The 13,520-nt window shown below is 70.3% G+C and carries 10 protein-coding genes; 3 read left to right on the top strand and 7 right to left on the bottom strand.

Going from position 1 to position 13,520, the window contains the following annotated elements:
- Positions 1-279: 279 nt before the first annotated feature.
- Complete coding sequence (locus tag HK417_RS23495; RefSeq protein ID WP_222272834.1) at positions 280-1,020, bottom strand: SDR family oxidoreductase; 741 nt, start codon at positions 1,018-1,020, stop codon at positions 280-282.
- Positions 1,021-2,346: 1,326 nt separating this feature from the next.
- Here HK417_RS23495 and xylA point away from each other — a divergent pair.
- Positions 2,347-3,534, top strand: a complete 1,188-nt coding sequence (gene xylA / locus HK417_RS23500; protein WP_222272837.1) for a xylose isomerase — start codon at positions 2,347-2,349, stop codon at positions 3,532-3,534.
- Positions 3,535-4,254: 720 nt separating this feature from the next.
- Positions 4,255-4,377, top strand: coding sequence for a hypothetical protein (locus HK417_RS25940; RefSeq protein WP_261327665.1), 123 nt, complete (start codon positions 4,255-4,257; stop codon positions 4,375-4,377).
- 96 nt (positions 4,378-4,473) lie between these two features.
- On the opposite strand, the gene HK417_RS23505 is transcribed toward HK417_RS25940, so the two are convergent.
- The 3 genes from HK417_RS23505 to HK417_RS23515 form a co-directional block, all read right to left on the bottom strand.
- The gene (locus tag HK417_RS23505; RefSeq protein ID WP_222272840.1) at positions 4,474-5,760 is read right to left on the bottom strand and encodes a sugar ABC transporter permease; all 1,287 of its coding nucleotides are present in this window, start codon (positions 5,758-5,760) and stop codon (positions 4,474-4,476) included.
- A gap of 3 nt (positions 5,761-5,763) precedes the next feature.
- On the bottom strand, positions 5,764-6,570 hold the full coding sequence (locus HK417_RS23510; RefSeq protein WP_222272854.1) for an ATP-binding cassette domain-containing protein: 807 nt from the start codon (positions 6,568-6,570) through the stop codon (positions 5,764-5,766).
- Positions 6,571-6,653: 83 nt separating this feature from the next.
- Entirely contained in the window at positions 6,654-7,748 is a 1,095-nt protein-coding gene (locus HK417_RS23515) for a sugar ABC transporter substrate-binding protein (RefSeq protein WP_222272857.1), read from the bottom strand.
- A gap of 133 nt (positions 7,749-7,881) precedes the next feature.
- On the opposite strand from HK417_RS23515, the gene HK417_RS23520 reads away from it, so the two are divergent.
- On the top strand, positions 7,882-8,361 hold the full coding sequence (locus tag HK417_RS23520; RefSeq protein ID WP_261327666.1) for a site-specific integrase: 480 nt from the start codon (positions 7,882-7,884) through the stop codon (positions 8,359-8,361).
- A 793-nt stretch (positions 8,362-9,154) separates the two neighbouring features.
- On the opposite strand, the gene HK417_RS23525 is transcribed toward HK417_RS23520, so the two are convergent.
- The 3 genes from HK417_RS23525 to HK417_RS23535 form a co-directional block, all read right to left on the bottom strand.
- Positions 9,155-9,412, bottom strand: a complete 258-nt coding sequence (locus HK417_RS23525) for a hypothetical protein (protein ID WP_222272863.1) — start codon at positions 9,410-9,412, stop codon at positions 9,155-9,157.
- A 139-nt stretch (positions 9,413-9,551) separates the two neighbouring features.
- Positions 9,552-13,337: an nSTAND1 domain-containing NTPase gene (locus HK417_RS23530; protein ID WP_222272865.1), complete on the bottom strand. Its 3,786-nt coding sequence runs from the start codon at positions 13,335-13,337 to the stop codon at positions 9,552-9,554.
- A partial coding sequence (locus HK417_RS23535; RefSeq protein ID WP_222272868.1) for a hypothetical protein occupies positions 13,334-13,520 on the bottom strand: 187 nt, incomplete at its 5' end. The genes HK417_RS23535 and HK417_RS23530, both read right to left, overlap by 4 nt.

Raw genomic sequence — 13,520 nt, forward strand, 5'->3', positions numbered from 1 at the left:
CCCCAGCTCCGCAAAGTCATCCGCCGAGCCGAGACCATCAAGAGGGCGAAGGTTGCCTGACCCGGCACTAGTACGACCGGCGGCGCCATCGACAGGTCACAGCAGCGTCCAGGACACGCCTGGATTGCCGCGAGCCGCTGGAGCATCTGACCCACCACGCCGGAGACGGAACGCGTGCAGGGCTCGCGAAGACCTCAAGCTCCGGGCGCACTGACCTCGTCGAGGCGATCGCGGCCGCGCCAGGGGGCGGTCTGCGATGAGCGCCGGATGCGACGGTTGTCAGCTTTGCTGCTGACTGCTCCACATCTGCCACACGGTGGTTCGGACTGAGCGGGGTTGCTCAAGGACGACGCGGATGGCGTGGGCTACGTCATCGGGCCGCAGGTACGACTCGAGCTCGGGGGACCCTTCCTCCCGGCCGGCGCCGATCGCGAACTCACTCGCGGTCCCCGCCGGGCAGATCAGCGTCACTCGCATGCCTTCCGTCCGGAGCTCACGGTCCAGAGAGCCGCCCAGCCCCACCTGGGCGAACTTGGTGCCCGCGTAGACAGCTTCGTCGGCGCCACCACGGAAGCCGGCAACCGAGCTGACGATGACGATGTCGCCGCCGTCGCCCTGCGCACGGAACTGGCGCACTCCCGACCGCACACTCCACACGGTGGCTAAGTAGTTGGTCTCGACCATCTCCCGCAGCACGGCGTCGTCGAGATCCAAGATGCCGCCATACGCGCCGATCCCCGCGTTGGCGACGATCGTGTCAAGCCGGCCCCACTTCTCAACCGCCGCGGCGACGAGGGCATCGTTGTACTGGGCGTCGCGGACATCCCCGGGAACCGCGACGGCGTTCTCGTCGCCGAGCTCGCCGACAAGAGAAGCTAAGCGGTCCTTGCGCCGGGCGCCCACCGCGACCTTGGCACCGGCTTCAACTAGCGCCCGGGCTGTCGCTGCACCGATCCCCGCGCTCCCTCCGGTGATCGCGGCGACTGTGCCCGCTATCGAGCGGGTTGGGCTATGCGGCATCGAGAACCCCCAGGAAGGCGTGGATGTTCAGTATTAGAGTCCACGCGCCGTCGTCGGGCCACCGAGGCCCACGGCTGATGCGACACGCCGGTCTGGTGCTGGGTCAGGCATCCTCGCCTCGTTGGTCATGTCGGCTCGCTTGATGAGTGGCGGCGGATAAGGCTGGCCTGCTCACGGTGGGTGGCGTGGTCGAGGCCGTCGAGCGGGAGGTGGCCCAACGCGGTAATCGACGACTCGACGTGGGGAACCGCGAGCGTAGAACGGCATGGGCCGGTTCGACGTTGTTCGCGGCCGCCCACGTCCCCCCCGTCGTCGGTCCTGGTCGTCAGGTACGGGCCGAGGTGGTCCAGCACGCTTTCGATCCGTACGTCGAACATCAGCAGTAGGGGCCAGGACCCCCTGGTCAACCAGACCACGCCCTACTGCGGAACCGTCCCGCTGAAGGTGAGGCCGGCGATCATGACGGTGTGACCGGGTCGTGGACGATGACCGTCGATTGAGACCAAGCGACACAGGCGCATTGGTCAGCCAGTGACAGCCTCGGTGACCGCCCACACAACACTGAGCGGCGCCGGGGGTGGCCCTGAAGTCATCCCCATGGCTCTTGGAAGGAGAGCGGGTCTCCTGGCCGCCGCATGCCGTCCAAGGTTGCGACGACGTCCCCTCCGAGGTGGCGACGGCCCTGCTGCTGAACGCGCCCGGCGCGTGCCACACAGCCAGGGGCTGAGGGCATTCGCGGTGGTCCGCAAGGGTTCGTCTCCGCACGTCCGACGCATGTGATGTCGTCGGTGGACCCCGATGGACGAACCTGGACGCTGTCGGCGGCACCTGAAAACTGACGCCCTGGCGGCGTAGAACCCGCCTGCCGCTACGGGGTCAGTTTTCGCTCGCCGTTGAAAGACGCTGCCGTTGGGCCACCATCGTGGCACCACGCTGAGGCCGCGTGATCGACGTACTGACCCCAACCGAGGACCACGAGCTGGGCTCAGTACGTCGGGAACACCGAAGCTGCCATCTCTTGGCTGCCCAGACAGCGGCGTCCCCTTCGCTGCCGGACACTCGCGTCCCTCGGCGCGCGCCTCTTGCGGTGTTGCCGGCCACAGGCGTTCGCGGTCGTTCACACCGCGTTGTGTACCGGTTGCTGTACTCGGCGCTGCCTGAGCACTCCGCTACTGGTCATGCGAGTTCGCGGGTACTGCCCGTCGGGTCAGTCAGCTAGCACCTCGGTCCGTTGGCGACCCAGAGATCCCTCGGCGCACTATGTGCGCGTCACATCCGGGTCGACGGCTCGACCCGATCCCGACCTGACGTCAATGGAGGCATCTCGTGACCCCGACCATCAGCCGTGAGGACAAGTTCAGCTTCGGTCTGTGGACGGTGGGTTGGCAGGCGCGTGACCTGTTCGGCGAGGCCACGCGGCCGGTGCTGGCCGGTGTAGAGGCGGTGCACAAGCTGGCCGAGCTGGGCGCGTACGGCATCACGTTCCACGATGACGACCTGGTGCCGCCCGGCTCGAGCGCCAGCGAGCGGACGCGGATCATCGAGGAGTTCAAAGCTGCGCTGGCCGAGACCGGCCTGGTGGTGCCGATGGTGACCACGAACCTGTTCGGCGACCCGGTGTTCAAGGACGGCGGGTTCACCAGCAACGATCGTTCCGTCCGCCGGTACGCCCTGCGGAAGGTCATGCGGAACATGGATCTCGCGGCCGAACTCGGTGCGCAGATCTACGTCTTCTGGGGTGGTCGGGAAGGCTCGGAGGTCGACTTCGCCAAGGACGTGAGGGGTGCGTTGGACCGCTACCGCGAGGGCATCGACCTGCTGGCGCAGTACTCGATTGACAAGGGCTACGGAATGCGGTTCGCCATCGAGCCCAAGCCGAACGAGCCGCGCGGCGACATCCTGCTGCCGACGATCGGGCACGCGTTGGCGTTCATCTCCCAGCTCCAGCACCACGACATGGTGGGGATCAATCCTGAGACCGGGCACGAGCAGATGGCCAGCCTCAACTACACCCACGGGATCGCGCAGGCGCTGTGGCAGAACAAGCTGTTCCACATCGACCTGAATGGGCAGAAGGGTCCCCGATACGACCAGGACCTGGTGTTCGGGTATGGCGACTTGCTGCAGGCGTTCTCCACCGTGGATCTGCTGGAGAACGGCGCCCCCGGAGGCGGCCCCACTTACGACGGGGACCGGCACTTCGACTACAAGCCGCTGCGGACCGAGAGCATGGAAGGGGTGTGGGAGTCGGCGCTGGCCAACATGGAGCTCTACGTGACCCTGCGCGAGCGCTCACACGCCTTCCGGGCCGATCCGCGGGTGCAGGAGGCCCTGGCGGAGGCCGGCGTCGCCGACCTAAATGTACCGACCCTGGAGCCGGGAGAGGACTACGCCAAGCTGCTCGCCGATCGCAGCGCCTTCGAGGACTACGAGCTCGAAGAGCCCCGCACCAAGGGATACGGCTTCGCCCGCATCCAGCGCTACGCCATCGAGCATCTCCTGGGAGCTCGCTGACCCTGCCGCACGCTCCGGTGCCCGCCGCCCTTATGGGCGTGGGCACCGGCATGGAGCCGCGACCAGCCCAGGGACAGGCACCAGCCTCACCTGCCCCCAGCTGGTCACTCCCGTCCGGACGTCGACGTCCGCATCGGCCGACAGGTGGGGAGAGACAGGTCATCAGCTGGAAGACCCCTGGTCACCGAAGTCGACTCCTCGACGCAGACGTGAGAGACCGTCGTCCGCGACGTCGAGAGGCGGGCAGGTGGTCCGCACCCGTCGTGCCGCGCACCCAGCGGGAACCGAGGCCAGCGCTACCCGGCGGCATGAGGCCTTCGAGCAGGCGGGTGCGGCACCGGCTTCTGAGACGGAGACGCTCCTCAGGCTCATCGGCATCGACCGCGCCGGACCGTTCATCGGCCTGTCGGCGATCCTGGCTGCGTCGGCCACGGTCTTCACCGTGGTGAAGCTCGCCGGAGCGGCCTACCTGATCCACCTCGGGGCGTCTGCACCGTGGCACTCCAGGCACAAGATCGCTCGCGACCCGTTAGTCCTGTCGATGACCTGGCTCTCGTCCGACGACGTGGACATCACCGTGCAGGCCTGGTTCCCCTGCCTGCCCCCGGCTGCGGGGACGGTCGCTCTGGTCACCGTCACGCTGCCCAGCGGCGCCGTCGCCGTCACCGCGCAGTGGATCCTCGAGAGGCCAGAGGCCTTCCGGGCCGCGCCGACTGCGGCGTGGCGATCCGGCCGGCAGGAACGCCCCCGGAGGACGGGGTGCTCGCGGTGCCGTGCGAGCTCCTCGACCCCATGGAGGGTCGCGGGCTCGGCGACAGGCTGCTGGTCGACGCGCCGCCGTAGTCGACCGCGTCCGCCTCTACCGCGCCCTGCTCGGGCACACGCAACCGCTGGCGCGCTGGATGCCGACGAGTCAACGTCGGCATCCAGCGTCCGCGCCTAGTGACCGGTCGCTGCCGCGCGGCGCCGGGCCAGCGCGTCGACGCTCGCCGCCAGGAGCAGCACGCCGCCGGTGATGATGAAGTTGAGGTACGCCTCGGTGCCCAGCAGGCCGAGTCCGTTGGCGATGATTGCGACGACCAGACCGCCGAGGACGGCGTCCCGCACGCGCCCACGGCCCCCGAAGAGGCTGGTGCCACCGATGACCGCCGCGCCGACCGCGTACAGCAGCGTGTTGCCGCCACCGGAGCCCGGCGCCACCGACCCGAGGCGCGCGGCCGCGACGATGCCGCTGATCGCCGCCAGAGTCGACCCGATCACGAAGACGGCCACTCGGATCTTGGTGACGTTGATGCCGGCACGTCGGGCCGCCTCGGCGTTGCCGCCGACCGCGTACACGTGCCGCCCGAAGCTGGTCCGGCCGAGCACGAACGTCAAGAGCAACAGCAGGAGGATCACGAGCGGCACCGCGTACGGAATGCCGGCGAGCACGACACCGACGGCCGGAGCCCGGTCGACGCTCAGCACCGCAGTTACGAGGAGGACGATTGCGGCGATTACCGCGATGCGTACCAGCACCACGGCCAGCGGCTGGTGCGCCAGCCCCTTGGTCCGCTGGGTGCGCCACCGGTTCAGCTGCAGCGCGGCGTAGAGCGCGATCACTAGCAGGGCGAGGATCCAGCCGAGGGTCACCGGCAGGTTCCTGTCGCTGATCGCGGAGATCACCGGGTCACGGACCGGCACGGTGCCGCCCTCGCCGATGAGCCGCAGGGTGAAGCCCTGCCAGCCCAGGAACAGCGCCAAGGTCACGACGAACGAGGGGATCCCGATCATCCCGACGAGGCTGCCGGTGAACAGGCCGATGGCTACGCCGGTCACGATGGCCGCCAGGACGGCGACGTACCAGGGTGCGCCGGCGTCGGCGAGCAACTTCGCCATCACGGCCGCACAGACGCCGCTGACCACGCCTGCGGACAGGTCGATCTCACCCAACAGCAGGATGAAGACCAGCCCCATCGCGAGAATGATGATCGGCGCCGCCTGGTCGGCCAGGTTCGCCATGTTCCGCGGGGTCAGGAAGGTCTCGGGCCGCAGGGCGAAGAACAGCAGGCCGAGGACCACGATGCCCAGGATCGCCGGTAGAGCCCCCAGGTCACCGCCCCGGACGCGGTCGACGTATGCCCGGGCACTGGCGCCCAGCGAGTCCGACGTGCGGTCGGCCTCGAAGCCGGACGGAGCGCCACCCGGCTCCTGCGAGCTGGTGGGCGCGGAGATGGTGCTGGACATGGCTCAGACCTCCACGGCTGCGGCCTCGGCGGGAGCGATGCCGAGGTTGCCCGACCGGCCCGCCGTGATGAGCTCGATGACTTCGCCGCGGTTCACCTGCGAGATCGGGATGTCGGCGGCCATGCGGCCCAGGTAGAGCGCGGCCACCCGGTCGGACACCTCGAAGACGTCGACCATGTTGTGCGAGATGAAGACGACGGCGTGGCCGGTGTCGGCCAGCCGGCGGACCAGGTCGAGTACCTGCCGCGTCTGCGCTACTCCGAGGGCGGCGGTCGGCTCGTCGAGCACGACGAGCTTGGACTCCCACAGCACCGCCTTGGCGATCGCCACCGTCTGCCGCTGACCGCCGGAGAGACTGGAGACCAGTTGGCGAACGGACTTGAGCGTCCGGACCGAGAGCTTGCTGAGCGTGTCCCGGGCAGCCTGCTCCATCGAGATCTCGTCCAGGACGACGCCGGTCTTGCGCTCCCGACCGAGGAACATGTTCTGGACCACGTCGAGGTTGTCGCAGAGCGCGAGGTCCTGGTACACGATCTCGATGCCCAGAGCGGCGGCGTCCCTCGGGCCGGTGACCGTGACGGGCCGGCCCTCGAAGAGGACGTCGCCCGAGTCGATCGGGTGGATTCCGGCGATCGACTTGATCAGCGTGCTCTTGCCCGCCCCGTTGTCGCCGACGAGCGCAGTGACCTGGCCGGGGTAGACCTTCAGGTGCACGTCGTGTAAGACCTGGATCGCGCCGAAGCTCTTGTTGACGCCGCGGAGTTCCAGGGTGGGGGTGCCGTCCTCGGGACGGTCGGTCGGTGCGGACACGCCGGGCCTCTCGGTCGAGTCGGTGGCACAGCGGCAACAGCCGCCGGGGCGCCCATTCTGGACGCCCCGGCGACCGCTGACCACTAGGAGATGCCGAGCTCCTCGCACGCCGCGGCGAACTCGCCGGTGCAGAGGTCCTCGGCGCTCACGAACTCGTCGTCGACGACGTCCTTGACGTTGTCACGGAAGATCGCCTGGGGCTCCAGGAGCACCGACGGGACGCTCCGACCACCCTCGGAGTCCTCGACCTCACCGGTGGTCTGGCCCTCCTCGCCGTTGATCAGCGCGACGGCCAGCTCCGCCAACGCGTTGGCCTCGTCCCGGACCGACTTGTAGACGGTCATGCACTGGTTGCCGGCGAGGATGTTCTGCAGTCCCTCCACCGTCGCGTCTTGACCCGTCACCGGGATGCCGGCGGCGTTGTTGCGCTGGAGGATCTGGATGACCGAGTTGGCCAGGCCGTCGTTGGCGGCGTAGACGCCGTCGATCTCACCGTTGGCCTGGGTGTACATCTGCTCGAAGATGGTCGCCGCCTGCTGGTTGTCCCAGCCCGGGACGGCCTGCTCGGCCACCTGCGTGTAGTTCGCGATCGGGTCGAGCACCTCGTGTGCGCCCTGCGAGAACAGCGTGGCGTTGTTGTCGTCCGGCGAGCCGTTGAGGAAGGCGATGTTGGCCTCGGTGTCCTCACCGAGGCACTGCGCGAGGCCCTCGCCCTGCAGGCGGCCGACAGCGATGTTGTCGAAAGAGACGTAGTACTCCGCGGTGCCGCCGAGCGTGAGCCGGTCATAGTCGATGGTCTGCACGCCTTCGGCGGCCGCCTGCTCCTGGATCTCCGCGCCCGAGGCCGAGTCGAGGTTGACGATCGCCAGGACCGTGGCGCCCTCGGTGATCATCTGCTCGGCGATGGTTGTCATCCGCTGGGCGTCGCCCTCGGCGTTCTGGATGTCGGCCTCGACGCCGGCCTCCTCGAAGGCCGCCTCGAGGTACGGGCGGTCGAAGTTCTCCCAGCGAACCGAGGACTCGGTGTCGGGGAGGATGACGCCGACCCGGCCGGCGGCCTCGCCACCGCCACCGCCACCGCCACCGCCGGAGTCGCCGCCGCTGTCGCCGCCACAGGCGGCGAGGCCGAGCACGAGCGCGGCCGAGATCGCAGCGGTCCAGGTAGGCCGTCGCAGCATGGGTAGTCCACCTAATCGTTGGGTTCACGGAGGAATTCCGGCGGACAGTCTCCAGAACCCTGAGCTGCGAGCACAAGCACACCCGGCATTCGTGACCGGCCCGTGATCCAGCGCACAGGCGAGCCTCGTGCCGATGGCTACCGAAGGGCAAATCGCGCCGTCGCCCCGTCGTACCGCGCGGTACCGAGTGGTCGGCGAACCCGAGACCGAAGCTGGACACCGAACCGTGACCCTCCCGGCCGCCATCGCGGCCGTGCTGGAGGAGCACCTGGAGAAGCACGTCCCCTCTTCTCCCGACGCCCTCCTGTTCTCCACCAGTTCCGGCGGCTACCTCGCTCGCAGCAACGGGAACTCGCCCTTCCGCCGCGCCGCCGACGCCATCGGCCTGCCTCCGGTCCGGCCGAACGAGCTCCGCCACACCGGCGCCACCCTGGCCGCGGCCACCGGCGCGACCACCAAGGAGCTCATGCGCCGGCTCGGCCACTCCTCTCCCGCCGCCGCCCTCCTCTACCAGCACGCCGCCGACGACCGCGACGCCGACATTGCCCGGGCCCGCGACGCCATGCTTGGAGCGGTCACCAAGCCGCCGGACGACAACGAGCGGCCGGGTTAGCCGAGGGACGATTGGTCACATAGTGGTCACGCGGGCCCTGTTAGTAGGCCTAACGAGCGGTTGACCTGCGGAGACACTCGTACAGGTCCCGCCTTCCGAGCTGGCCATGCCGGTTCGATCCCGGTCACCCGCTCCACCTACCGGCCAGCTCCTATGCCGGTCTGCCCAGTTCAGCTGGGCGTCGGCGCTGCCTTCGTGCCTCAGTGATCCCGACCCCTGTTGACCGCTGACCACCGGGCTTGACCGGTGCTTGTTGCACGGCTGAGGCACGACGTCATTGGGGCCGACTCCGCAGGCACGGCTGCAAGGCGTCGCAGTAGACGCGCTGCGGTGCCGGCGAAAGCGGTGGATCCGGCAGATCGGCTTCTCGTGTGGGAGGCGGGCTCACATCTGACCGTTCGACTGGACCTTGAAGCTGGTCGCGTCCTGGATGAGACCCACGCTTGTGAGGCGAGAGGACTTCGTCGCACCTCCGGGCAACCCGGTGACGGAACCGTCCGCTGCGCCACCGCCTGGACCTGCGCACCCTGGCCGCCGGCGCGCAGCTGAGCATCGCCACCGCCTACATCGAGGTGTTCTACAACCGCCGACGGCTCCACTCGACGCTGGGCTACCGAACTCCGTTCGAAGCGCTCACCGACGACCGGACTGCGGCGACCGCCGCAGCGTGATCAACCACGAGGACCTGTCCAAGATCCTTGACACAGCCCACGGCCCAGCGTGCGGGCGAGCTGGCGCAGCGAGTCACCCCGGGCCAGGCGCGGCGGATCTCCTCACCCGCCGGACCAGCTGCTCACAACCAGAGGTACAGGTCGTACCCCCCGGGCACGAAGCTGGAGGCGACGCAGTGGTGGGCATAGCCAGAAGCCCAACCCGCGGCATCGCACGAGGCGAAGTCGTTATAGGTCGCTACGTACGTCCAGTCGGCAGCAGCTGCCACGACGACGGCAGATGAATAACCGACCGCGTACGCGGGAGTGGCCGCGAGAGCCGGGATCATGGCCGCACCGACGAGGAGCGCCGCGGCCGCGGAGCGTCGCAGGTCGAGCATCGCTACAATCTCTCCTTGGTGATCTCCAGCTTGCTGAGCTATTGTCCGATGGAACAGAGCCCACAGATTCGTTCCTGATACCGGATGCGCTCCACTCGTCGGGGCCTCGCCCGCACCGCGCGGCAGTCAAGTTCGCCGGCTACGAGGAGTACTGGGCTGGAGGGGCATCTTCCGGTGCACCGTTCCCTGCCGGCAGGGTGGGACAGGTCCGCTGGTACGGCAGCCTCTCAGCGAGCCGCTCCCACTCGTCTCGGGACAGGTTGCGGTTGACCAGCCCGCAGCCGACCTCGACCCAGTCCGCGGGCGGCCGATTCCACCAGCGCAGGTCCCACAACTGCACCGTCTGATCCGTGCCCGCGGAGACGAGCAGGGTGCCGTCGCGGTTGAACGCCACCCTCCACACCTCACCGCTGTGGCCTTCCAGCGGCTCGCCGGCCGGCCGGCCGGTGGCGGTGTTCCACAACCGCACGGTTCCGTCGGTGCTGGCGCTGGCCAGCAGGCGCCCCCCCGGGCTGAACGCGACCGCGTTCACCGCGTCGATGTGGCCCTGCAGCGGCTCGCCGGCCGGCCGACCGGTGGCGGTGTCCCACAGCCGGACCGTTCCGTCGGCGCCTGCACTGGCCAGACCGGTGCTGTCGGGGCTGAACGCCACCCCTCTCACCCGATCGAGGTGACCGGTCAGCGGCGCGCCGTGTGGCCGGCCGGTGGCGACGTCCCACACCCGCACCGTCCCGTCGCCGCCGGCGATGGCCAGCAGGGCGCCGTCCGGGCTGAACGCCACCGCAGTCACCCTGCCCGTGTCAGGGGCCCGCCATGCGCTGTGCGACTGGCCGGTGGCGGTCTCCCACAACTGCACCGTTCCGTCGCCACCGGCGCCGGCCAGCAGGGTCCCGTCCGGGCTGAACGCCACCCCCAACACCGGGCCGGTGTGGCCGGTCAGCGGATCGCCGCGCGGCCGGCCGGTCGCGGTCTCCCACAGCCGCACCGTTCCGTCGACCCCGGCGCTGGCCAGCAGGGCCCCGTCCGGGCTGAACGCCACCCCCAACACCGGGCCGGTGTGGCCGGTCAGCGGATCGCCGCGCGGCCGGCCGGTCGCGGTCTCCCACAGCCGCACCGTTCCGTCGACCCCGGCGCTGGCCAGCAGGGCCCCGTCCGGGCTGAACGCCACCCCCAACACCGGGCCGGTGTGGCCGGTCAGCGGATCGCCGCGCGGCCGGCCGGTGGCGGTCTCCCACAGCCGCACCGTCCCGTCGCCGCCGCCGGCGCTGGCCAGCAGGGCCCCGTCCGGGCTGAACGCCACCCCACTGACCACGCCGGGGTCGCCGGCCAGTGGCCTGCGGAAGGAGTAGGTGTCGGCCACCTGCCAGATCCGCGCCGTCTCGTCGCCGCCGGCGCTGGCCAGCGAGGCCCCTTCCGGGCTGAACGCCACGGCGGTCACCGCGCCGTCGTGGCCGGCCAGGGCACCGCCGTGCGGACGGCCGGTGGCGCTGTCCCACAGTCGCACCGTCCGGTCGGTACTGGCGCTGGCCAGCAGGGGCTCGGTCGGGCTGAAGGCCACGGCGGTCACCGCGCCGCGGTGACCCTCCAGCGGCGCGCCGCGCGGCTGAAATGTGGCGGTGTCCCTCAACCACACTGTTCCGTCCGTACTTGCGCTGGCCAGCAGGGGCTCGCTCGGGCTGAACGCCACAGCGGTGACCGTGTCGGTGTGGCCCTCCAGCGGCGCGCCCCGCGGTGCGCCGGTGCCGGGATCCCAGAGCCGCACCGTTCCGTCGTCGCCGGCGCTGGCCAGCACGACTCCGTCGGGGCTGAACGCCACCGCGGTCACCGCACCGACGTGACCGTGCGGACCGGCCGGCGGCGCGCCCTGCGGCCGGCCGGTGGCGGTGTCCCACAGCCGCACGGTCCGGTCGGTACCGGCCGTGGCCAGTAGGGTCCCGTCGGGGCTGAACGCCACGTCGGTCACCGCGCCGGTGTGGCCTTCGAGCGGCGCGGCGTGCGGCCTCCCGGTGGCGGTGTTCCACAGCCGCACCGTCTGGTCGGTACCGGCGGTGGCCAGCAAGGCGGCGTCGGGGCTGAACGCCACGGCCTTCACCGCGCCGGTGTGGCCTTCGAGCGGCTCGCCGTGCGGCCGACCGGTGGCGGTGTCCCACAGCCGCACCGTCGCGTCCTCGCCGGCGGTGGCCAGCAGGGCGGCGCCGTCTGGGCTGAACGCCGCATCGAACACCGCCCCATCGTGGCCGTCGAGCAGCGCCGTGGTGCGGTGGGTCAGCTGCGCCAGCCCGGTGACCAGCCCCGGGGGAGGGTCCGGCTCCTGGGCGCCCGCCAGGCTCATGCTCTGCAGGCCGAGCAGGATGGCCAGATCGGGGCGCGCGCTCATCAGCCGGTCCGCACGGGCGGCCAGCTCCCTCGCCGAGGCCAGATCGGACGCCCTGTCGGCGCGCACGTAAAGCACGGAGACAGCGACCAGGAGCAGCGTCACCACGGCGAACGCGATCCACAGTCGCCGTGCGGAGCGCCGGAGAACCGCCGCCGTCCGCTGGTCCCTGCGCACCTGCTTGTCGGCCCGCCGTGACGCCTCGAGGAACTCCTGCTGCCGGTGCGTGAGCGCGCCCGCCCGGACGACGTCCTCCTCCTCCGCGGCGGCGAGGTCCGCGCCGAGCAGGAGCAGGCGGTCCGGCTTGCCGTCCTGCTCCCACAGCGCGGCCACGCGCTCGAAAGAGGACAGGTGCTGGGCGCGCCAGGCGGCGTTGTCCCGCCGGATGGGTTCGATCAGCCGGTCGTGCGCCAGCTCGTACCACGTGGCCTGCCGGCGGGTTTCCACGCGGACGAGGTGGGCGTCGACAAGCTCGTCCAGCAGGCGGTGCCCGGCCTCCCCAGAGGCCTCGGGGCCTTCCAGCACCTGGCTGCGTAGACCCCGCGGACTGATCAGACGCTCCTCGACCCATTCTCGGATGGCCCGCTCGGGCACCCCGGTCCGCTCGGCCGCGGTGCGGACCCGCTCGGCGTAGTAGCCGGCCAGCGCCTGGTCCACCCTGCCCAAGGCCTGCACGTCGGCACGGGTGATTTCCGTGGCATCGGAGGGCAGCATTGACCACAGCGAGTGGCAGGTGACCTGCAACTGGACCGGCTCGACGGAGGAGCCGAGCACCTCGGTGACCCCGCCCGGCCGCTGCATGCGCACGGTCCGCAGGTCGTCCACCAGCTGCCGGGCGGCCTCCTCGGTGAAGTGGACGCCCGCTTCCTGCGCGGGGCGGCGTATCGCCTCGAGCGCCTGGTCCACGGAGAGCAGGTCCAGCCGGAACCTCGTCCGGAACCGCGTGGGGACGTGCCGCAGGTAGGGGTCCAGGGCGGCGAGGAAATCCTCCCGCATCGAGAACAACGCCCAGTAGTCCCGGTCGTGCAGCGCCTGGCCGAGCTCCTTGAAGAACTCCTGCTTGGCCGCCTCGTCGGTGGGGTCGGCGGTGAGCACCTCCTCGAACTGGTCGAAGACCAGCACCTCGTTGCCCGGCCGGCCGTCCCGGTCGGCGTGGGCGTCGAGGTACTCGCGCAGCGTCAGGGTCGCCAGCTCGGCGACCGGTCGCCTGCTCGCCGGCGGCACCCCCTCTTCGAGGGAGAGCAGCACGCTCATCACGTAGCGGTTGCGGGGCTCGGGCATCCCGGGCCGCGGCTTGAGCGCGTGGGTGACCCGGATGATCGGCAGCACCTCGAAGCCGTCGTTCCGCAGGGACGGGATCAGGGCGGCCTGGATCAGCGACGTCTTCCCGGCCCCGGAGGGCGAGTACAGCAGGACGATCCGTTCAGCCTCGAGCAGGTCGAGCAGGTTCTCCCGCTCGCGGTCCCGTCCGTAGAGAGCGTCTCCGAGACGGAAGGACGTCGGGCCGACGTAGGGGTTGCCCACCCGCGGGGGCGTGTCGGTGGCGGTCATCTCCGCGCACCCCAGGCCTGTGCCAGCTCCTTGACGAAGTGCTCCATGCTGCCCCAGTACAGGGACACCCGGGCGCCGTGGAAGTAGCTCTCCAGGTACGTCCGGGCGCGCCCGGCGTCGATCGTGGCGCCCTCCTCCGGGTCGACCTGGACGGCGACGTGCGTGTACAGATCACGCCGCCGT

This window comes from Modestobacter marinus (genome assembly GCF_019799945.1).
GTDB classification, from domain to species: Bacteria; Actinomycetota; Actinomycetes; order Mycobacteriales; family Geodermatophilaceae; genus Modestobacter; species Modestobacter marinus_B.

Excerpts from the sequence above, each read along its gene's own strand:
- HK417_RS23495 (WP_222272834.1), bottom strand. The coding sequence starts at position 1,020 with ATGCCGCATAGCCCAACCCGCTCGATAGCGGGCACAGTCGCCGCGATC.
- HK417_RS23505 (WP_222272840.1), bottom strand. The coding sequence starts at position 5,760 with ATGTCCAGCACCATCTCCGCGCCCACCAGCTCGCAGGAGCCGGGTGGC.
- HK417_RS23515 (WP_222272857.1), bottom strand. The coding sequence starts at position 7,748 with ATGCTGCGACGGCCTACCTGGACCGCTGCGATCTCGGCCGCGCTCGTG.
- HK417_RS23520 (WP_261327666.1), top strand. The coding sequence starts at position 7,882 with ATGGCTACCGAAGGGCAAATCGCGCCGTCGCCCCGTCGTACCGCGCGG.
- HK417_RS23525 (WP_222272863.1), bottom strand. The coding sequence starts at position 9,412 with ATGCTCGACCTGCGACGCTCCGCGGCCGCGGCGCTCCTCGTCGGTGCG.
- HK417_RS23530 (WP_222272865.1), bottom strand. The coding sequence starts at position 13,337 with ATGACCGCCACCGACACGCCCCCGCGGGTGGGCAACCCCTACGTCGGC.